Annotated in this window: 22 protein-coding genes; 5 read left to right on the top strand and 17 right to left on the bottom strand. The window is 41.5% G+C overall.

Annotation, left to right across the window (positions count from 1 at the left end; genetic code table 11):
* Window positions 1-380: 380 nt before the first annotated feature.
* Window positions 381-1,370, top strand: a complete 990-nt coding sequence (locus EBQ12_RS14575) for a hypothetical protein (protein WP_125590470.1) — start codon at window positions 381-383, stop codon at window positions 1,368-1,370.
* A 122-nt stretch (window positions 1,371-1,492) separates the two neighbouring features.
* On the opposite strand, the gene EBQ12_RS14570 is transcribed toward EBQ12_RS14575, so the two are convergent.
* The 4 genes from EBQ12_RS14570 to EBQ12_RS14550 form a co-directional block, all read right to left on the bottom strand.
* Window positions 1,493-2,278, bottom strand: coding sequence for a glucose 1-dehydrogenase (locus EBQ12_RS14570; RefSeq protein WP_125590468.1), 786 nt, complete (start codon window positions 2,276-2,278; stop codon window positions 1,493-1,495).
* 13 nt (window positions 2,279-2,291) lie between these two features.
* Window positions 2,292-3,137, bottom strand: a complete 846-nt coding sequence (locus EBQ12_RS14565) for a GRP family sugar transporter (RefSeq protein WP_186366168.1) — start codon at window positions 3,135-3,137, stop codon at window positions 2,292-2,294.
* 315 nt (window positions 3,138-3,452) lie between these two features.
* Window positions 3,453-4,862 carry an NADP-dependent phosphogluconate dehydrogenase gene (gene gndA, locus EBQ12_RS14555; protein WP_017357947.1) on the bottom strand — a complete coding sequence of 470 codons (1,410 nt, stop codon included), beginning with the start codon at window positions 4,860-4,862 and terminating at the stop codon, window positions 3,453-3,455.
* A gap of 98 nt (window positions 4,863-4,960) precedes the next feature.
* Window positions 4,961-6,217, bottom strand: a complete 1,257-nt coding sequence (locus tag EBQ12_RS14550) for a DNA polymerase IV (RefSeq protein WP_024718903.1) — start codon at window positions 6,215-6,217, stop codon at window positions 4,961-4,963.
* Window positions 6,218-6,337: 120 nt separating this feature from the next.
* On the opposite strand from EBQ12_RS14550, the gene EBQ12_RS14545 reads away from it, so the two are divergent.
* On the top strand, window positions 6,338-6,619 hold the full coding sequence (locus tag EBQ12_RS14545) for a hypothetical protein (protein WP_008342247.1): 282 nt from the start codon (window positions 6,338-6,340) through the stop codon (window positions 6,617-6,619).
* A 25-nt stretch (window positions 6,620-6,644) separates the two neighbouring features.
* A complete protein-coding gene (locus EBQ12_RS14540; RefSeq protein ID WP_125590466.1) occupies window positions 6,645-7,463 on the top strand; it encodes a membrane protein insertase YidC in 819 nt (272 codons plus the stop codon).
* A gap of 129 nt (window positions 7,464-7,592) precedes the next feature.
* On the opposite strand, the gene EBQ12_RS14535 is transcribed toward EBQ12_RS14540, so the two are convergent.
* The 4 genes from EBQ12_RS14535 to mce are packed head-to-tail and all read right to left on the bottom strand — an operon-like array spanning window position 7,593 to window position 11,088.
* Window positions 7,593-8,057, bottom strand: a complete 465-nt coding sequence (locus EBQ12_RS14535) for a chemotaxis protein CheW (protein ID WP_008342245.1) — start codon at window positions 8,055-8,057, stop codon at window positions 7,593-7,595.
* Between the two features lie 14 nt (window positions 8,058-8,071).
* Entirely contained in the window at window positions 8,072-9,193 is a 1,122-nt protein-coding gene (locus tag EBQ12_RS14530; protein ID WP_017367564.1) for a tripeptidase T, read from the bottom strand.
* A gap of 16 nt (window positions 9,194-9,209) precedes the next feature.
* Window positions 9,210-10,673, bottom strand: a complete 1,464-nt coding sequence (locus EBQ12_RS14525; protein WP_125590464.1) for an acyl-CoA carboxylase subunit beta — start codon at window positions 10,671-10,673, stop codon at window positions 9,210-9,212.
* On the bottom strand, window positions 10,666-11,088 hold the full coding sequence (mce, locus tag EBQ12_RS14520) for a methylmalonyl-CoA epimerase (RefSeq protein ID WP_113747202.1): 423 nt from the start codon (window positions 11,086-11,088) through the stop codon (window positions 10,666-10,668). The genes EBQ12_RS14525 and mce overlap by 8 nt, the downstream gene beginning before the upstream one ends.
* 101 nt (window positions 11,089-11,189) lie before the next feature.
* On the opposite strand from mce, the gene prli42 reads away from it, so the two are divergent.
* The gene (gene prli42 / locus EBQ12_RS19395; RefSeq protein ID WP_017357951.1) at window positions 11,190-11,282 is read left to right on the top strand and encodes a stressosome-associated protein Prli42; all 93 of its coding nucleotides are present in this window, start codon (window positions 11,190-11,192) and stop codon (window positions 11,280-11,282) included.
* Window positions 11,283-11,321: 39 nt separating this feature from the next.
* On the opposite strand, the gene EBQ12_RS14515 is transcribed toward prli42, so the two are convergent.
* From EBQ12_RS14515 to EBQ12_RS14490, 6 genes are all read right to left on the bottom strand, one after another.
* Window positions 11,322-11,831 (bottom strand): L,D-transpeptidase, encoded by a 510-nt coding sequence (locus EBQ12_RS14515; protein WP_025207596.1) that lies wholly within the window; start codon window positions 11,829-11,831, stop codon window positions 11,322-11,324.
* Between the two features lie 52 nt (window positions 11,832-11,883).
* Window positions 11,884-12,837, bottom strand: coding sequence for an aromatic acid exporter family protein (locus tag EBQ12_RS14510; RefSeq protein WP_007501130.1), 954 nt, complete (start codon window positions 12,835-12,837; stop codon window positions 11,884-11,886).
* A gap of 111 nt (window positions 12,838-12,948) precedes the next feature.
* Window positions 12,949-13,671 (bottom strand): arginine ABC transporter ATP-binding protein ArtM, encoded by a 723-nt coding sequence (gene artM / locus EBQ12_RS14505; protein ID WP_017357952.1) that lies wholly within the window; start codon window positions 13,669-13,671, stop codon window positions 12,949-12,951.
* Window positions 13,664-14,317: an arginine ABC transporter permease ArtQ gene (artQ, locus tag EBQ12_RS14500; RefSeq protein WP_008342239.1), complete on the bottom strand. Its 654-nt coding sequence runs from the start codon at window positions 14,315-14,317 to the stop codon at window positions 13,664-13,666. The genes artM and artQ overlap by 8 nt, the downstream gene beginning before the upstream one ends.
* 126 nt (window positions 14,318-14,443) lie before the next feature.
* Window positions 14,444-15,208 carry a transporter substrate-binding domain-containing protein gene (locus tag EBQ12_RS14495; protein ID WP_008342238.1) on the bottom strand — a complete coding sequence of 255 codons (765 nt, stop codon included), beginning with the start codon at window positions 15,206-15,208 and terminating at the stop codon, window positions 14,444-14,446.
* A gap of 196 nt (window positions 15,209-15,404) precedes the next feature.
* Window positions 15,405-15,842: a BrxA/BrxB family bacilliredoxin gene (locus EBQ12_RS14490; protein ID WP_007501138.1), complete on the bottom strand. Its 438-nt coding sequence runs from the start codon at window positions 15,840-15,842 to the stop codon at window positions 15,405-15,407.
* Between the two features lie 167 nt (window positions 15,843-16,009).
* Between EBQ12_RS14490 and EBQ12_RS14485 the strand changes: the two genes are divergently transcribed.
* Complete coding sequence (locus EBQ12_RS14485; protein ID WP_125590462.1) at window positions 16,010-16,903, top strand: YegS/Rv2252/BmrU family lipid kinase; 894 nt, start codon at window positions 16,010-16,012, stop codon at window positions 16,901-16,903.
* Window positions 16,904-16,917: 14 nt separating this feature from the next.
* Here the strand turns inward: EBQ12_RS14485 and EBQ12_RS14480 are convergent, their stop codons facing one another.
* From EBQ12_RS14480 to EBQ12_RS14470, 3 genes are all read right to left on the bottom strand, one after another.
* Entirely contained in the window at window positions 16,918-17,211 is a 294-nt protein-coding gene (locus EBQ12_RS14480) for a YesK family protein (RefSeq protein ID WP_008342236.1), read from the bottom strand.
* A gap of 68 nt (window positions 17,212-17,279) precedes the next feature.
* Window positions 17,280-18,536 (bottom strand): dihydrolipoamide acetyltransferase family protein, encoded by a 1,257-nt coding sequence (locus EBQ12_RS14475; protein WP_125590460.1) that lies wholly within the window; start codon window positions 18,534-18,536, stop codon window positions 17,280-17,282.
* Window positions 18,537-18,555: 19 nt separating this feature from the next.
* Window positions 18,556-19,539 (bottom strand): alpha-ketoacid dehydrogenase subunit beta, encoded by a 984-nt coding sequence (locus EBQ12_RS14470; RefSeq protein WP_007501148.1) that lies wholly within the window; start codon window positions 19,537-19,539, stop codon window positions 18,556-18,558.
* Between the last annotated feature and the right edge of the window lie 11 nt (window positions 19,540-19,550).

Raw genomic sequence — 19,550 nt, 5'->3', positions numbered from 1 at the left:
TTTAAATGTCTAGACATTTAATTATATATGTCTGTATTTTATTTTAAAAATGACCGTATCAATACTCACAACAAGCTTTCAGAACAAAAAAGATCTCATCCAGATATGAACGAGACACCCTTTTCTTTTAAAAAATACTCTCCGAATGAACCATAAAGTAGCTTCTTCTTCTGAAGACAGTCTTTGAGAACTTTGTTAAAATAAGTGCGAATGACTTAGCTCATTCAAAAACCCAATTTTTCATCCCATAAATCATGAGAAGTAACTGCCCAGAGATGGAAACAGTTTCTATTCCCACTCAATTTGATGGATAGGTAAACGTCTTTTGCTGCTACTTTTCGAATCTATTCTTATCTTTGCAATCAAAGGGAGTCGATATCATGGCAGTCACTCATTTGTGTGAAGCCTGTAAAAGAAACGAGATTGATGTTGTAAAAATTTCTGATGAACCAGCTCAGCCTTATCGTTTATGCAATGATTGTCACAGGCGGCTCTTAACCTATTCTTTACGGCCTATTGAATGGTATCACTTAGCGATCATCCACTCTCCAAAGAAATTTTTATTGCACGATGATTTTTATGAAGAAGACGGAGAGGCTTGTCAGCCAGAAGAAGATGTATTGGTCACAGCAGAAGAGAAAATACCCACATTACAAGCGGTTCAACATGATTTGGAGTCTTTATTAGATTTCTCAATCACAAGATGGTTTCTTCAATACGATGTCATCAATGCCCTGAAAAAACACGATACACAAAAAATGTTGATGTCTGTAAAAGCTAGATTTTATGGAACGGAAAATCATGAAGTCAAATCAAGAATGCTAGAGATCGCAGCTGATGTTTTAGGTACTGCAGCTTCGGATTGGGTAAGAGAGCTTTGGGAGAATGATGCCGATAAATTTTTTCATCCGCTTTCTTGGGCAGCAGCCAGTAGTTTACCAGCCGAGGAAGGAATGAGACGTATTTTTGATCAATTGAAATGTGTAAGTGAAAAGGAATTGCCAATGATGGCTCTCTCCAGCCTATATCGTTTCCGTTCACATCACATACTTGATTGGATGGAGTCTCATTGCTCCTCTTTTAACGACAGTTGGGGCAGGTTGGCATCAGCATGCTTTCCAACATGGCTCAGAATGAAATCTTGGCTAAACAAAGGAAGACCTTTCAGTTTAATTGCACTCGATACAATGGCGAACTGTCTAGCAGTTAAAAACGATCCATTTATCGAGGAGTTATCACCTAAAATACTTCGTACAGATATCAATGAAATAGAACCCATTTTATATGATTATCTTCAAAAAGATGGCGTTCCTCGTGTCAAAACGAAAGTAGGCATCATCGTGAAGAACAAAGAAGCCATATTTGAATAAGCCGATTAAATGGATAAAAGCGTGTGCAATGTTTATGCTCACGCTTTTCACTAGCATGACAACATACTAGATCATAATTTGATGTTGTGTTATCCTCTGAGCCCAGCCCGTGTTCATCACGATTATCCTTTTCCTGCTTGGAATCCCGGGTACTTGGTCATACCGCCGTCTACATATAACGTCAACCCTGTCACATAGCTCGCTTCTTTTGATGCAAGCCAGACAGCACATGCTGCCACTTCTTCAGGCTTTCCGATATAGCCAATTGGTATCAGCTCAATGACGCCCTTTTTCAATGCTGGATCATCAAATTTTTCGGCATTGATGGGGGTATCAATTGCACCTGGTGCAATACTGTTTACGCGAATTTTTTTAGGGGCATATTCTAGTGCCAGCGTTTCTGTCAAAAGCTTGGCGCCTCCTTTACTTGCTGCATAATGGACGAAATGAGGCCACGGAATTTGCTGATGGACCGACGACATATTAATAATCGCCCCCTCGATCCCGTGTTCTGTCATATACTTTAATGCATCACGGCACCCTAAAAACATTCCTGTTAAATTGGTGGACATCACTTTGTTCCAGTTATCTAGCGTCATTTCAGTTGAAGGAACTTCATTTTCAATTCCTGCATTATTGATCATGACATCAAGACTGCCATATGTATTGACAGCTTGATCAATCATCGCCTTCATATCCTCTTCTTTTGATACATCCCCTTGAATTTTGACAGCCTGTCCGCCACTTTTTTGAATCTCAGCAATCGTGTCGTCCGGGTTTTCTTTATCTGAGAAATAATTGATCACTACATTGGCTTTTTCTTGTCCAAACCGGCGCGCCATCGCCTGACCTATCCCTGTACCTGCTCCTGTGATGAGAACTGTTTTTCCTTCCAAATCTGGATACATTCGCTTAAACCTCCTATTTTGTAAAACCTAGTAGCACACCGCCTGCGATAATCATCAAGCAGCCTGCAATGACAAAGCTTGTTTTAGATGCTTTCTCTTTTAATAAATAAATACCGCCTAAAGTCGAGATGACAATTCCTGTTTGAGACATGGAAAAACTTACTGCTACGCCAATGAGTGGAATCGCCAAAAGAAGCCCTAGATTTCCTGTCGACCACACAAGACCAGCAATGATATTTCTGAACGTATATTTGCTAAACGGGTCTTGCTTTAGACTAATCGCTAACGATGAAATCAGCATGCCGACAGATTGCGGAACGAGCGCAGACCAGCCATCTATATGAAACCATCTTAAAATGACGACATATCCGACGTAGCCTACGGTTGAGATGAGCAAAATGATGATTCCCTTTTTAAAATTGCCGCCTTCGTTTCCGCCACTCTTTTTTTGACCGAGGGATGTCATGACAACGCCAGCAATAATAAATAAAATGGCACAAGAACCAATAAGTATGACCGTCATGGTTTGCCATTCTTTGAAGACAATGACACCAAATAATGTCGTGCTCACAAGCTGCATACCCGTTGATAAAGGAACAGCCTTTGACACCCCTAGAAAGGCGACACTTGAAAGCTGATTCATTTGCCCAATACTCCAAAAGATCCCAGAGATAACGGAAACCGCAAAAATAAGCGGTGTCAGTTCCGGCATTTTGATCAAATAAGCGCCGATTGAAAACAAAAAAGCGCCGAGGGTAATGCCGAGTGTTTGCTGATAGGCATTCCCGCCAAGTTTGACACTGATGAGAACAATACTTCCCCAAAATATCGCTGGGAGAAGTGCATATAAAATGCCCACTTCTATCCCTACTTTCTGTACTTTTTTACTTAGCATCCCTCTTTTTCGGATTTTTAGCCGAATAGATGTAAACACAAAAAAGACCTTACCAATGGTAAGGTCACAGCGTGTAGACAAACCCTCGCATTCGGTGTCAGTCCTGCGTGCTGGTGCTCACGAATGTCAAATTCGCTCCGCTCCAGTACTCGGCCTTCCTAGCCTGTAAAGGTTTTCTATCACGCTAAAAAGAAGACAAAGAGCTAAAATCAAGTTCATTTTAGCCCTTTGTCAACAATCTAAGACCTTACCAAGGTAAGGTCTTTTGAGGTTGTATACTTATTTCATCCATTCAGTATGGAAGACGCCTTCTTTATCTGTGCGCTCATACGTATGTGCGCCGAAGTAGTCACGCTGTGCTTGAATTAAGTTAGCTGGAAGGACAGCTGTACGATAGCTATCAAAGTAAGCTAGTGCACTTGAGAATGAAGGAACAGGAACACCTTGTTCTACTGCAAGTGAAATCACTTTACGAAGTGATGATTGATAGCTTTCTACGATATCCTTGAAGTAAGGATCAAGCAATAGGTTTTTCAATTCAGGGTTACGGTCATATGCTTCTTTGATTTGCTGCAGGAAGGCTGCACGAATGATACATCCACCACGGAAGATCATGGCAATTTCACCGTATTTCAAATCCCAGTTATACTCATCAGACGCTGCTTTCATTTGCGCAAAACCTTGTGCATATGAGCAGATTTTACTCATGAATAGGGCTTTTCTAACCGCTTCGATCAGCTCTTGTTTATTCTCTGCTGATTGCGCTGGCTTAGGACCTTCAATTAATTGACTTGCTTCAACACGCTCATCTTTCATTGCTGAAATGTAACGCGCGAAAACAGATTCAGTAATGATTGGAAGCGGAACACCTAGATCAAGAGAGCTTTGGCTCGTCCATTTCCCAGTTCCTTTTTGTCCAGCTTTATCTAAGATCACATCCACAAGCGGCTGATTTGTTTCTTCATCCACTTTTGTGAAAATGTCAGCTGTAATTTCAATTAAATAGCTGTCAAGCTCGCCTTTATTCCACTCTGAGAATACTTCATGAAGCTCCTCTGCTGACAATCCTGCCACATGCTTCAAGATAAAGTATGATTCAGAGATCAATTGCATGTCTCCGTACTCGATACCGTTATGAACCATTTTGACATAATGTCCTGCTCCATCTGGACCGATATACGTTGTACAAGGCTCACCATCTACTTTCGCAGAGATGGCTTCTAAAATTGGTTTCACTAGCTCGTGCGCCTCTTTTTGACCGCCAGGCATGATAGAAGGACCTTTAAGTGCGCCTTCTTCACCGCCAGAAACACCTGTACCAATGAAGTGAATACCACTTTCCGCAAGCTCTTGGTTACGTCTTTGTGTATCCTTGTAATATGTATTTCCACCATCAATTAAAATGTCACCTTTCTCTAGGTGAGGCAATAATGATTGAATGGTTGCATCTGTTGCTGCACCCGCTTTTACCATTAAAAGAATTTTACGCGGCGTTTCAAGCGATTGAACAAATTCTTCAATGCTGTATGTGCCTACAACGTTTTTCCCTTGTGATTCTTGAAGAAACTCTTCTGTTTTGCTGCTAGATCTGTTATAAACGGACACGGAGAAACCGCGGCTTTCAATATTTAGGGCAAGGTTTTTCCCCATAACGGCTAGTCCAACGACACCGATTTGTTGTTTTGACATAATTCTGACGTCCCTTCTAACACACTATATTGATTACTGCTGAAATGATGTACCCTTTGAAATTACCACAACATCACCTCTTTTATCAAGTTTTCAGACTAGTCATTTCCTCTTTCGTCCTGAAAAAAGTCTTTATTAAAACTTGTACCACTTGTTTTGCTCTCTTTTTCCTTAATGGTCACTCCCCTTTGAATGAGTGGTTTACCGTATTTTTCTTTCAGTCCGTCTAAAAGAGATTGGAGCGGTTCGTCTTTTGCATCTTCTGTATAAGAGAATAAATCAAGCTGCTTGACGGCTGATTTTCGTTCCACAAGATCGGTCCCCGTCACACCTAAAAGTCTTACTGGCTGGTCATTCCAATGCTTTAGGAATAGCTGCTTTGCCGCCTCAAATAGATCTTCCTTTCCATCAGTTGGATTCGTGAGTGTGACGCTCCGTGTGATATTTTTCCAGCTTGCATACCGAATCATAATGAGCAGCCGGTTCGCCATCACTTCTTTTCTTCGTAATCTGGCACTCACCGATTGCGACAGTTTCTCTATTAATGAGACGAGTTCATCTGTATCATCAGAATCGTGAGGAAGAGTGGAAGAATTGCCGACAGATTTAAATTCGTATATTCTTTCTGGATCGACAATGCCGTCATGCTCTCCGTTTGCCTTTTGCTTTAACCTCGGTCCATTGATGCCTAATAACTCTTTTAGCGCATATTCATTCGCTTTTGCTAAATCTTCAATAGTATGAATTCCGATGGTTTTCAGCTTATCTGCCGTTTTCTGTCCAACCCCATGCATGTCACCTGCAGGGAGCGGCCAGAGCATTGTCGGGACATCTCGTTTACGCAAAATGGTAATGCCCATTGGCTTTTTCCAATTAGACGCCATCTTCGCTAGAAATTTATTCGGTGCAATGCCAATACTCGATGGAAGCATGAGCTCTTCTACGAGCCTCGTTTGAATATCATGAGCGGTTTTCACGGCATGCTCAGCATAAGGTGTATCGGTTAAATCAATATAGCCTTCATCAATTGAAACGGGTTCAACTAAGTCACTATATTCTCTTAGTATGGTAAACATTTCTTGTGAGGAGCTGCGGTACCGGTCGAAGTTGGGTGTACGCACAATCAGTCCCGGACATAGCCGCTTCGCTTCCCAGAGTGGCATCGGCGGCTTCACCCCGAGTGCTCTTGCCTCGTAGCTACAGGTCACAACTATCCCTTTGCGCTCTTTTGCATTTCCGCTAATGGCTAAAGGTTTCCCTCTCAAAGAAGGATCATACGCCATTTCTACCGATGCATAAAAACTATTCATATCAATATGAAAAATGATTCGCCCCTTCTTTTGAGAATCAGCCATTTGCTTGCCTCCTTAGGTGATCTACTTTCCTTCACTTCACCTTGATTTCACCTGTTTGTTCCATTAGACATTTCATATGGTGTATAGTACACTGTGAGTAATGAAATGGATGTGATAATCATGATTATTGATACATTCAATGAAGTCTTTTTCCTTGTTGAATTCTTTACGATTATTCTTCCAGCGCTGACCGCCATCGGTATTGCTTTCTTATTAAAAGACTGCCGAATGAACGAGCACCTCGGAGGACATCGTTTAGAAGAGTTGGATGCATCTTGTTTGAATCGAACAGACTTTCTGTTTATCATATATGATCGCATTACAACTTGGATTAGTAAAGTCATTCGAATGAAAAGATCATCAAATGATGATGAAGACCATTCGCTTCCTCTCTCTTATTAGATTTTATTATTGAGGAGGAAATGAATTGAAACGTTTATTGACTATTTGTACGACTTTATTTTTTATGATGGTAGCGTCACCTGCATTTGCTGCAAGTGCGCAAACAAATACAAGCTCTGATGGGTTTTTCCATCATTATTTTGTTCAGCCTTTTTCTGAGTTGATTATCTGGCTTGCGAACTTTTTCCATGATGACTACGGTTTATCTATTATGTTCGTGACATTGATTGTCCGGCTGCTTATTTTCCCGCTTTTTGCAAACCAATTTAAAAAGCAGAGAGTGATGCAAGAGAAAATGGCACTCGTTAAACCTCAGATTGACCAAATACAAAGCAAATTGAAGAAAACGAAAGAACCTGAAAAACAAAAAGAGCTGCAAATGGAAATGATGAAAGTATATAAAGACAACAATGTGAACCCGCTGGCAATGGGCTGTCTGCCGATGCTGATTCAAATCCCAATTGTTCTTGGCTTTTACTCAGCAATCCGCTCAACACCTGAGATCGCAACGCATTCGTTCTTATGGTTTAACTTAGGACAAACTGATCTTTTGGTGGCGATCTTTGCAGGAGCCATGTATTTCTTGCAATTTTATGTCACACAAAAATTTGCAAAGCAAACAGGCACCCAAACAGAAGCTGCACTGAAACAAGCAAAAATCATGGGCATGATTTTCCCAGTCATGATGCTGTTTCTATCAATTAATGCTCCCGCTGCTCTTCCTTTATATTGGATGACAAGTGGACTTTTACTCACCATTCAAACAATTATTTTAAATGTGATGTACCAAAAATCAAAAACAAAAGCTGCGACAAACGATTCAATTAACCCAGCAGCTGAATAAATTATAGCCCCCTTACCCGAACAAGGTAAGGGGGCTATATTTGTCTTCTGTTCAGCGTGAACATAGAGCGCAACAACGTGAGTTCCGGCACGCAAAATGACCCCTTATCCATGGATAAGGGGCCTTTGTTTATGCCAATTCCTCTTTCAATCGCTCAGGCAATTGATCAAGATCCTCAATTTTCCCTAGAAACTTATTAGGGTCCACTTGTAAAATCATCTTGTTCTCTCTCTCAACGACGCCGAAGAAATATTCAGATGCTTTTGTGTTCATATGAAATGGCTTGATCTCACTTAACTCGATATCAATGATATCTTTTGCATCAGAAACAAGGCAGCCAATCATTTGATCGTTCAATTCAAATAGTAGAACCTTAGACTGTTCGGTTACATCCAGAGGTTTTCCGTGCAGCATGACACCTGTGTCACTGACTGGAATGACCTCTCCTCTTAACGACATGAGTCCTTTAATCTCTTTTGGAAGGTTCGATACTTCTTGTAAATAAGGGACCTTCTCAATTGAGCGTATATGTTCTACGCTGATACCAAAATCCTCTTGTCCCACTTGGAAAATAATGATCTTTTGCGTGCTCACAGAGTCTCCTGCCTTTACGATGGATTTGTCGTTTCTTCGATAATGGCGAGAACCATTTCAGCTGTCTTGACTAATTCTTCAATCGGCATTTTCTCATTTTTCGTATGAATATCTTCATATCCAACAGCTAGGTTGACGGTCGGGATGCCGTTTCCAGCAATGACGTTTGCATCACTGCCTCCCCCGCTTGTCTGTAGTTCTGAAGGACGGCCAATTTTCGCAGCCGCTTTTTTCGCCACTTCAACGACTTGATCGCCGTGTGAGAATTTAAAGCCTGGATACATGATGTCAATTTGTACATCGGCACTTCCGCCCATTTCTTTAGCGGTTTTTTCAAAGGCTTCTTTCATTTTCGCTACTTGCGCTTCCATTTTTGCCGGTTCTAAAGAACGTGCCTCTGCCAAAATATCCACTTGATCACAGACAATATTCGTTTGTGTTCCGCCTTCAAAGCGGCCGATATTCGCCGTTGTTTCTTCATCAATACGGCCAAGCGGCATGCTGGCGATCGCTTTTGATGCAATCGTAATCGCAGAGACGCCTTTTTCAGGTGCCACACCTGCGTGAGCTGTTTTGCCGTAAATGGTTGCACGTACTTTCGCCTGTGTTGGCGCAGCCACGATGATGGTACCGACCTTGCCATCTGAATCAAGCGCATAACCATATTTTGCTGTCATCAGTTTTGGATCTAACGCTTTTGCTCCTACAAGTCCTGATTCTTCACCAGCTGTAATGACAAATTCAATCTTGCCATGCGGTACATTTTTCTCTTTTAGGACACGGATCGCTTCAAACATCGCGGCAAGCCCTGTTTTATCGTCAGCACCAAGAATGGTTGTGCCATCTGTCTTGACATAGCCGTCTTCAATGACTGGCTTAACACCATTACCTGGTACAACTGTATCCATATGAGAAGTAAAATAAATCGTATCTGCCTCTTGATTCCCTTCAAGTGTGCAAATAAGATTGCCTGCTCCATGGCCGGTTGTCTCTTTTGAATCATCTTCAACTACATTAAGCCCTAAACTAGTAAATTTCTCTTTTAGGACTTCAACAATTTTTTCTTCATGTTTTGTTTCTGAATCGATCTGAACAAGTTCTAAAAATTCGTCTAATAAGCGTTTCTCATTGATCATGATGATGCTCCTCCTCTTATAGCGGCATGTTTCCATGCTTTTTTAACGGTCTATCTTCTTCCTTACTGCGAAGCAGGTCAAATGAGCGAATGAGCCGCTCTCTCGTTTCATCTGGCATTAAAATATCGTCGATTAATCCTAATTGTGCTGCCTTCATGACACTAGGTTCATTGTCCACCTCACGCAAAGCAGGATGAACAATTTCGTCTGCAAACGATTTTCCCATGACATCAATTTCTGCCTCTGGCCATGCATACACAAAGTCAGCACCTAAGCCCTTACTATTCATCGCAACGTATGCACCGCCAAATGCCTTTCGCAAAATCACAGTGATTTTTGGAACGGTCGCCTCAGCATACGCATACAGAAGCTTTGCGCCGTGGCGGATAATGCCTGCATGCTCGGCTTTCTCCCCTGGCAAAAATCCAGGAACGTCCACAAGGGTTAAAATGGGAATATGAAATGCATCGCAAAATCGAATAAAACGAGCCGCTTTATCAGCAGCATCGAGGTCAAGGCTTCCTGCCAGCACCTTAGGCTGATTGGCTACAAGACCAATGGAAGACCCTTGTAATCTGGCAAAACCTGTGACGATATTTTTGGAGAAACAACGCTGCGTTTCAAAAAATGAGCCGTGGTCGGTGATCGCTGTCACCACTTGTTTGACATCATAAGTGCGTGATGGCTCCTTTGGCAAGATGTTCCCAAGATCGCTTGCATCATGCTTTTGCACCTTACGATGAATGACAGGCCGTCGGTTCGTTGGTATGTACGTTAAAAGCGTTCGAACTGCTTTTAACACGTCTCTCTCATCTTTCCCTGTATAGTGCACATTCCCACTTGTTTGATGCTGAACTGCTGCACCTCCAAGCCGGTCAGGACAGACCGTCTCTCCTGTTGCTTTTTCTATCACTTTCGGACCAGTTAAAAACATATGAGCTGTTTGCTCCGTCATGAAAACAAAATCCGTCAATGCAGGTGAATAAACTGCACCTCCCGCACAGGAGCCTAAAATAACGGATATTTGCGGAATTTGACCAGAGTACAGCACATTCCGTTTAAAAATCTGACCATATCCCTCTAATGATACCACACCCTCTTGAATTCTCGCACCACCTGAGTCTTTTAGACCGATAACAGGCATTTGATTTTTAGCCGCCAAATCCATTAAAGCCGCTATTTTTTTCGCATGCATGTCCCCTAGCGAACCCCCGTACACGGTCGCATCTTGTGCATATACACCTACTTGTCTCCCATGAATCAGTCCCGTCCCAGTGACAACGCCATCCCCTAAATGCTCTGAGCGGCAGCCTTTAGCAAATGACTGAATTTCCATAAAGCTGCCTTCATCAAGAAGTTCATGAAGCCGCTGCCGAACAGTCAGCTTTCCTTTGTTTCGGTGAGCCGCTGCTCGTTTTTCACCGCCGCCCCTTAAAGCTTTCTCGCGCCATTCAGACAAGTCATTGAACGATTCATGCATCTTCCTGTTTCTCTCCTTTCAAAGGTTCACACAATTCAATTAGCACACCTGACGTTTCTTTTGGTGAAATAAACGCGATGCGCTTTCCGTTCGCACCATTTTGTGCGCCCTTTTGAATGAGCTGCATGCCGAGCTCGTCAAGTTGACTGAGATCAGCCTGAATGTCACCTGACTTTAATGCAATATGATGAAGCCCCTCTCCTCTTTTTGTTAAAAAGGTATGTAATGTGCTGTGATCCGACATCGGTTCAATCAACTCAATGTGCAGATCACCTAGGGAAGCAAAAGATACTTTGACCCCTTGATTTGGAAGTACTTCTATGTCTGAAAATTCCCAGTTAAACAGCCTGGAGAACGTACGTGCTGTTTTATGAATTGAAAAAACGGCAATGGCAATATGATCGATTTGATTCATCCGTTCACTTCCTTTGTACATCACTTGTCGCCTGCGTAAAAACGAGCTAGAATAAAGAAAGGTGCGCTCGTCGCAAAAACATTTGATTATAGGGGTGCGATATGTCTCAGAAATTCATGAAATTTATGGTATTGCTCATGATTAGCTTACTGTTAATTTCTTCACTTTTAGCAGGAGCGGCAGCCTTTTTATAAAGTGTTGATAAAAAAGCAGACAAGCAGGTGATTCGTTTTTTAACGAATGGCCTGTTTGTCTTTGGCCAGTTTTTCAAATGCATCGCTTGATTTCGTGATCCATACTTTTGTACCAACTGGAAGCTGATCAAATAGCCGTTCTACATCTTGATTATGAAGACGTACACAGCCTGCCGTAATAAATTTCCCTATCGATGTCTCATCACTTGTTCCATGAATTCCATAGATTCTCCCGTCGGTTCCTCGCGCATCAAATCCAATCCACCTTCGGCCGAGTGGGTTATTCTTCGCGCCGCCTTCAATATTTTTTCTTCTGTAATAAGGATCTTTCGCTTTGATCATAATTGTAAATTCACCTTCTGGCGTTAAATCAGCTGTTTTGCCAGTAGAAGCCGGGTAGACTTTTTGAATTTTCCCATGATCAATATACGCAAGCTCGTTCGTTTGTTTATTAATAATGACATACGGGTCTCCTGGAAGCGGGTTTTGCCCGAGCGGCCAGATGGGTGAAAGGGACATGGTCAGCACAGTATAAAATAAAAGACGCATAGGCTCCTCCTTTTTCATTAGATTGACCAATGAAGGAGGAACTCATGCGTCTTTATTCTTTCATCCCTTTAAAATAGCTTTTCAGTACCAAATATTGTTCCATTTCCCCGAGAAAATGAAAGAGTGCGGCTCTAGCTTCAAATTCTTCACGTGTTTGCGGAAGCGGCAGTGCATCAAACTCTTCTTTCATATCAATCAGGCGCCTTAAGAACTTATGCGCCGTGTTCCCTGGGTGAATATGTTCTCGTAAATCTCTAATATATTCTGCAATGATTTGCCCATGCTCCGTTGTAACAGAAATGGACGTAATTTTCGGAAGCACCCGCTCAATGATTTCAAATTGCTTTTGTCTCATGTTGAAATAATGATAATACAGATTTTCATGTCTTAAGACATGATTTTCAACATCACGGTATGCAAGAGCTTTCGCTTCTTTAATCAATTGATGCGTCTCTGGAATTTCTTTTCCTGTCCAGTCTTGTTTTCCGGTCATTAAATATTGCTCGATTTCTTCAAAGATTTTCGCAAAATTCGCTTCAATTTGTTCACTGTATTGTTTCAGCTTTTTATCAACGCTAGGCATATACAGGTTCATAATAAGTGCGACCCCTACACCAATGGTGATGAGTAAAAGCTCATTCCAGATGAGATGAAGCGTAATGCCTCCAGACATATACAAATGAAGGATAATCACTGAACTTGTGACAATCCCTTCTTTAATCCGAAGCAAGACCGTTGTTGGAATAAAGACGAGCAGCATCAGTCCAATGACGAAAGGATGATACCCAATCAGATCAAAAAATAAATAAGAAAATAAGATGGCAAGACTGCATGCGGCAAAGCGGGCCCCAGATGCGAGGAGTGACCTTTTTTTCGTCACCTGAATACATAGGATCGTAATAATGCCGGCAGCTGAATAGTTTTGCAGACCGAGCATTTGTGCAATGTAAATGGCTAGAGCTGTTCCTAATGCTGTTTTCAGCGTTCGGTAGCCGATTTTAAACATGATGTGATTCACTCTTTTCTGTCTACTTTTGTGAAATGATGAACTTTTTTTACTTTCCCCATTATAATCAAAAAAAGAAGGAGATGTTAAGTCTCCTCCTCGTTTTTTTCATTATAATATTTTTTGTAAGAAATCTTGAGCACGCTGTGAAGACGGAGATTCAAAGAATTCTACAGGATTGGCATCCTCTACAATTTTCCCATCATCCATAAAAATCACACGGTCTGCCACTTCTTTTGCAAAGCCCATTTCATGTGTGACGATCATCAGCGTCATCCCAGATTGAGCGAGCTCTTTCATGACCTCTAATACTTCCTTTACCATTTCTGGATCAAGAGCAGACGTCGGCTCGTCAAAAAGCATGATATCTGGTGTCATTGCAAGAGCACGTGCAATGGCGACACGCTGCTTTTGACCACCTGACAGCCGGTTCGGATAATCATCTTTTTTCTCTAGAAGTCCGACCTTTTTTAAAAGCTCCTCTGCCTGCTTGATGCTGTCTTCCTTCGATTGGTTCTTTACATTCATTGGCGCATACGTAATATTTTCTAGCACTGTTTTGTGCGGGAATAAGTGAAAATGTTGAAACACCATACCAATATTCTCGCGCACTTTTAGTGCATTTGTTTTTGGATTGGTAATTTCCGTCCCCTGAATCGTAATCACTCCAGAAGTCGGTTTTTCAAGTAAGTTAATACAGCGAAGAAATGTTGATTTTCCTGAACCAGACGGCCCGATGACAGCTACCACTTCGCCTTCTTTAATCGTGGTATCAATCCCTTTCAACACTTCATTTTTACCGAAAGATTTTGTGAGTTTCTCTATTTTAATCATTTGATTTTAACTTCCTTTCCACCGATTTGCCGACGAAGGTAAGAATAAGCACGATGACATAATAGATGAGACCCGCAAAAATTAGCGGTTCAAGATAGTTATAGGTGACGGCACCTGCTTGATAGGCTCGTCTCATGACATCGCCAAGTCCAATGACTGTGACAATCGCTGATTCTTTTGTCAGTGTAATCGTTTCGTTCACAAGTGCTGGTGAAATATTTTTGAATGCTTGCGGAAGCAATAAGTCTTTCATCATTTTAGCATACGGGATACCTAAAGCAACGGCCGCTTCTTTTTGCCCTTTATCAATGGCATTGATTCCTGCACGAATGATCTCAGAAACGTACGCCGCCGAGTTTAGTGAAAATGCTGCGACAGCCGCCCAGTATTGATCAATTTGAAAGCCGAGCAGCTGGGGAAGACCAAAATAAATAATCAAAAGCTGAAGCACAAGCGGTGTGCCTCGGAAGATTGACGTATAAAAATCGGCTAGCCAGATAAGCGGCTTAAATACACTAATTTTACAGAGCGTTAATAAGATTCCTAAAATAAAACCAAGGAACAGTGATACCACAACAATAGAAAGCGTTACTTTAAGACCTTCTAAAATAAAGGGCATCTGAGGTATTACATCTTTAAAATCCATCATGATATTCTCCTTTTTTTCCTTCAGATAAAATCAAAGAATAAACAGGAAAAAAGTTCAACACATGTTGAACTTTTCAGCGCTTTCTACTTGATTTTCATGAATGACGCTGATCCTTTTCCTGACTTACTTTTCATCAGCAAACCATTTTTTAATGAGTTTATCAAGTTCGCCATTATCCTTCATTTCTTTTAATGATTTATTGAATTTCGCTGTTAAGTCACTATTTTTTTTGAATGCAATGGCTGAACCTTCGTTTGAGCTATTCAATCCAAATGCTTGGAAATCTTTTTCCTTTTTCAAGTAGCCCGCCGCTACTTTATCTTCAATAATAGCTGCATCAAAACGGCCTGCTTTAATTTCTTGAATGATATCAGAAATTTTATTACGATCTTCAACTGTTAAGTTATATTTCTTTTGCAATCCGTTTGCTTCATCTTGCTGGATAGAACCTAATTGAACGCCAACCGTTTTGTCTTTTAAATCTTTCTCTGTTTTTATACCGCTAGATTTTTTTGATACAACCAAGTTTTCAGCATTGTAGTAAACATCTGAGAAATCAACTTGTTTTTTACGCTTTTCAGTAGGTGTCATGCCTGCAAGCACAATATCAGCTTTATTTGTTTTAAGAGCTGACACGAGGCTTGCAAAGTCCATATCTTGAATTTCTAGCTTGTAGCCGTTCTTTTTCGCTAGAGCTGTAGCAAGGTCGACATCAAAACCGATAATTTTATCACCGTCTTTTGATTCAAATGGCGGATAATCTGCTGAAGTCGCCATAATGAGTGTTTTGTCGTCTCCTGATGCGTTTGAATTATTAGAAGAAGTTCCGCATGCTGCTAATGCAGCTGCAAGACCAGCTGTCATAAGTAATAATAACCACTTTTTCATATGATAATGCCTCCTAGTATTTAAAATCATGAGTAGATTTGAATATTTATTCACTATAATGTATTTTAAACACTTTCTTTTTGATATGCAATAGTATTTTGCTAAAATTATTTTGATTCGTATGTCATATAAAACAAAAAAACAGACCGATCAAAAGACCGGACTGCCTCTAAATGATTCATTCAAAAGTAACATGTTACACTTCTTCGCAATACTCATCGAAAGCGGCTTGAAGTTTTGACACCACTTCCATCGGTTCATGTCCTTCGATTTCGTGACGTTCGACCATTTTAATGATTTTCCCGTCTTTTAATAGAGCAAATGATGGTGAAGATGGCGGGAAGCCTTCAAAGTATTCACGTGCTCTTGCGGTTGCTTCTTTGTCCTGTCCAGCAAACACTGTGAGCAATTGATCTGGACGCTTATCGTAATGAACAGAATAACCAGCCGCTGGTCTAGCAATACCGCCTGCACAGCCGCACACTGAATTCACCATGACAAGTGTCGTTCCTTTTTTCGTCAGCGCTTCATCGACTTCTTCAGCTGTTGTCAGTTCCGTATAACCTGCCTGTTTAATCTCTTCTCGTGCTTGTTTCACAATATCATTCATAAATAAATTAAAATCAATATTCATAACCGTCCACTCCTTCTACGTACCAAACCATTTTAACTACATCATATCAAGGAAAACGCCGGCGGGCAAATGTCTTGTTTCGCACCCTTCACTTTTTTCAAACGTCGTTTATGACCTGTGGAATTGGGGAAAAGTGATAGTAAAGTGATGAAAGGGAGAACTGCGTGATGGCACAATTCAAAAAAGCGATACTCATTTATAACGGAAATGCTGGACAAAAAAACATGGAAAAAACACTAGGTCAAACAGTGCCTCTTCTTTCTTTACATATTGATGAACTCATCCTTAAGCCTACAAAACAGCCGAATGATGCCTATCATTTCTGCCGTGAGATGGATGAGTCGGTTGAATTGCTGATTATACTAGGTGGAGACGGAACCGTCCATGAATGTATGAATGGAATTGGCGGTTTAGAAAAAAGGCCGACTGTAGCGATCTTACCTGGCGGGACGTGCAATGACTTTTCTAGAACGCTGGGCATCCCTCAGCAGATGCCAAAGGCCGCTCAAATGGTGATAGATGGCACTGAAAAAAAGGTCGATTTAATCAAAGCAGAGGATCGATACCTTTTAAATTTTTGGGGGATTGGTCTCATCGCAGATACCTCAAACAATATTAATGATAAAGAAAAAGCTGTCCTCGGAAAAATCAGCTACTTCACGAGCGCTCTTCGAACCCTTCAGCAGACAGAACCTTTCTATGTACGCATTGAAACGGAAGAGGAAAACTGGGAAGAAGAAGCTGTGATTGTCCTTGTCATGAATGGGCACTTTATCGGTACAAATAAAATAGATCTGCCAAATGCTTCAATTGATGATGGAAAAGTCGAAATTTTAATTTGCAGAAATACGAGTTTCTCTGCTTTAAAAGAGATTTTTTCAATGAACCGTGAAGAGCTAGAGGATTTTAAAGGTGACCTGTCTCTTATACAAGCATCCAGCATTCATATTCATACTAAAGAGGAAATGGATGCAGATACAGATGGAGAAGTATACATGACCGCTCCTTCTTCCCTTGAAGTATTAAAACAGCATTTGACCTTTATCGTTCCAGCAGAATAAAGAAAACGCCTGCATCATTTCGATGCGGGCGTTTTTTTGATATAACGTCTGTATAAATATTCAAGTGCATACCCTAGCAGTGTACCTATCAGAAGGGAAATGCCTAATAAACTATTGGCGACTCCTTTAAATCCACCTATCATCAACAAGCAATAGGCGATTTGAATGATTGAAACGATCGATATGATGAGCAGTAAGCGTTCAGGATGATTGCGTGATTTGGAAATATACCGAAGAAAAGCGAACGCAATGGCTGTGATAAACATCAGACCGATCGTAAGAAAAGCAAAAAAATCTAGTCCAGACATCTCATGGCTCCTTTCTGATTGATATGGAAATCCCCCTCTCATTGTGAGAAGGGGACATATAAATGAGCTTAATAGACGGACGTCTCTTCGTCAATGCCTTCAAGAATTTGTTTAATTCTTTGCAGGAATCTACCGCATACAAGACCATCGAGTACTCTATGATCTAATGAAAGACAAAGATTCACCATATCTCTCGCGGCAATCATACCATTTACAATCATCGGGCGCTTTACAATAGATTCTACTTGTAAAATGGCTGCTTGCGGATAGTTAATGATCCCCATTGATTGAATCGAACCAAATGATCCTGTGTTGTTCACAGTGAAAGTGCCGCCTTCCATGTCACTTTGCTTCAGTTTGCCTTGTCTGACCTTGAAAGCAAGTTCATGAATTTCTTTGGCGATTCCCTTAATCGTTTTCTCATCCGCATCTTTAATCACTGGGACAAAAAGAGCGTCATCTGTCGCAACAGCAATGGAGACATTGATCGCTTTCTTTTGAACAATTTTATCACCAGCCCACATACTGTTCATTTCAGGGAATTCCTTTAAGGCCTGAGCCACTGCTTTGACAAAGAACGCAAAGAACGTCAAATTAAAGCCTTCTTTTGCTTTGAATTGATCTTTTAGCTGATTTCTTCTTGTCACAAGGTTTGTCACATCCACTTCCATCATCGTCCAGGCATGTGGAATTTCATGCTTGCTTCTTAGCATGTTTGCGGCAATCGCCTGTCTAATCGGAGTGACCGGCAGTTCAACATCTCCAGGCATTGAAGGGATGGAAGGAGCCGCTTTTCCTTGTGTCGACTGAGCAGGCTCTTTTTGACTTGTTCTTTCACTAGCAGGTGCTGCTGTTTCTTTTGCGCCTCCACTTTCGATAAGCTTCAGCAAATCTTTTCTTGTGATTCTGCCGCCAGCTCCCGTTCCTTGAACAGTCGCTAAATCAATTCCGTGCTCATCTGCTAAACGCAGGACTGCCGGAGAGTATCGTTTCTTTTGACTCTGATCCACATTTGTTTGGTCAGGTTCTGGTGCTTCATCTTGCGCAGGCGCCTCTTCTATTTTCGCACTCTGCTGCGCACTGCCTTCTACTTCAATTTCACAAAACACTTCTCCTACTTGAAGTGTATCACCCTCTGCAGCCGCTAGTTTAGTGATTGTTCCTGTAAAGGATGACGGAACCTCTGCATTTACTTTATCTGTCATGACTTCCGCAATCGGATCGTATTTATTCACATGATCGCCAGGTGAAACGAGCCATTTGCTAATGGTTCCTTCTGTTACACTTTCACCAAGCTGAGGCATTTTCATTTGTTCAGTTGCCACTTTGAAACCCTCCTCTTTCTTAAAACGCCGCTAGTTCTCTCATTTCAGCTTCTACCTTATCCGGATTAACCATGAAGAATTTCTCCATTGTCGGTGCATAAGGCATTGCAGGGATATCAGGTCCTGCTAGACGTTTAATTGGCGCATCTAAATCAAACAAGCAGTGCTCTGAAATGATGGCCGCCACTTCACTCATGATGCTTCCTTCTTTTGTATCTTCTGTTAACAAGAGTACTTTCCCTGTTTTTGATGCCGCTTCAATAATCGCTTCTTGATCAAGCGGGTACACTGTACGTAAATCGAGAATATGAGCAGAAATTCCGTCCTTCGCAAGGCGCTCTGCTGCTTGGAGGGCAAAATGAACACAAAGGCCATATGTAATGACCGTAATGTCATCGCCTTCTCGTTTCACATCCGCTTTTCCAATAGGGAGCGTATAATCCTCTTCAGGCACTTCTCCTTTAATGAGACGGTATGCACGTTTGTGTTCAAAGAACAATACAGGATCTGGATCACGCACTGCGGCTTTTAACAACCCTTTGACATCATAAGGTGTAGAAGGCATCACAATCTTTAAGCCTGGCTGATTGGCAAAAATGGCTTCGACAGATTGTGAATGATAAAGCGCCCCGTGTACGCCGCCCCCGTAAGGAGCACGAATGACCATTGGGCAGCTCCAATCATTATTGGAACGATATCTAATTTTTGCAGCCTCTGAAATGATTTGGTTGATGGCTGGCATAATAAAATCCGCAAATTGCATCTCCGCGATCGGACGCATTCCATACATAGCAGCCCCAATACCTACACCTGCAATCGCTGATTCGGCAAGAGGTGTATCCATGACGCGCGCTTCTCCAAATTGCTCGTAAAGACCCGCTGTTGCTTTAAATACGCCGCCTTTTTTCCCGACATCCTCTCCGAGCACAAACACTTTCGGATCTCGCTCCATTTCTTCTTTCATCGCTAATGTGATAGCGTCTATATATGACATAACAGGCATTTTTCTTCCCC

This window comes from Bacillus sp. 2B09 (assembly GCF_003946835.1).
In the GTDB taxonomy this organism is placed as follows: Bacteria; Bacillota; Bacilli; order Bacillales; family Bacillaceae; genus Bacillus; species Bacillus altitudinis.
The sequence above is the reverse complement of the archived record's forward strand: the minus strand, read 5'-3'. Positions and strand labels throughout refer to the sequence as shown.

Bases quoted from the DNA above. Each gene is read 5' to 3' on its own strand.
- EBQ12_RS14470 (WP_007501148.1), bottom strand. From the start codon at position 19,539: ATGCCTGTTATGTCATATATAGACGCTATCACATTAGCGATGAAAGAA.
- EBQ12_RS14480 (WP_008342236.1), bottom strand. From the start codon at position 17,211: ATGTCTGGACTAGATTTTTTTGCTTTTCTTACGATCGGTCTGATGTTT.
- EBQ12_RS14510 (WP_007501130.1), bottom strand. From the start codon at position 12,837: ATGTTTAAAATCGGCTACCGAACGCTGAAAACAGCATTAGGAACAGCT.
- artQ (WP_008342239.1), bottom strand. From the start codon at position 14,317: ATGGATTTTAAAGATGTAATACCTCAGATGCCCTTTATTTTAGAAGGT.
- EBQ12_RS14530 (WP_017367564.1), bottom strand. From the start codon at position 9,193: ATGATCAATGAGAAACGCTTATTAGACGAATTTTTAGAACTTGTTCAG.
- gndA (WP_017357947.1), bottom strand. From the start codon at position 4,862: ATGTCAAAACAACAAATCGGTGTCGTTGGACTAGCCGTTATGGGGAAA.
- EBQ12_RS14550 (WP_024718903.1), bottom strand. From the start codon at position 6,217: ATGGCTGATTCTCAAAAGAAGGGGCGAATCATTTTTCATATTGATATG.
- EBQ12_RS14490 (WP_007501138.1), bottom strand. From the start codon at position 15,842: ATGAATATTGATTTTAATTTATTTATGAATGATATTGTGAAACAAGCA.
- EBQ12_RS14495 (WP_008342238.1), bottom strand. From the start codon at position 15,208: ATGAAAAAGTGGTTATTATTACTTATGACAGCTGGTCTTGCAGCTGCA.
- EBQ12_RS14575 (WP_125590470.1), top strand. From the start codon at position 381: ATGGCAGTCACTCATTTGTGTGAAGCCTGTAAAAGAAACGAGATTGAT.
- EBQ12_RS14525 (WP_125590464.1), bottom strand. From the start codon at position 10,673: ATGCATGAATCGTTCAATGACTTGTCTGAATGGCGCGAGAAAGCTTTA.
- mce (WP_113747202.1), bottom strand. From the start codon at position 11,088: ATGAATCAAATCGATCATATTGCCATTGCCGTTTTTTCAATTCATAAA.
- artM (WP_017357952.1), bottom strand. From the start codon at position 13,671: ATGATTAAAATAGAGAAACTCACAAAATCTTTCGGTAAAAATGAAGTG.
- EBQ12_RS14545 (WP_008342247.1), top strand. From the start codon at position 6,338: ATGATTATTGATACATTCAATGAAGTCTTTTTCCTTGTTGAATTCTTT.
- EBQ12_RS14515 (WP_025207596.1), bottom strand. From the start codon at position 11,831: ATGCGTCTTTTATTTTATACTGTGCTGACCATGTCCCTTTCACCCATC.
- EBQ12_RS14485 (WP_125590462.1), top strand. From the start codon at position 16,010: ATGGCACAATTCAAAAAAGCGATACTCATTTATAACGGAAATGCTGGA.
- prli42 (WP_017357951.1), top strand. From the start codon at position 11,190: ATGTCTCAGAAATTCATGAAATTTATGGTATTGCTCATGATTAGCTTA.
- EBQ12_RS14570 (WP_125590468.1), bottom strand. From the start codon at position 2,278: ATGTATCCAGATTTGGAAGGAAAAACAGTTCTCATCACAGGAGCAGGT.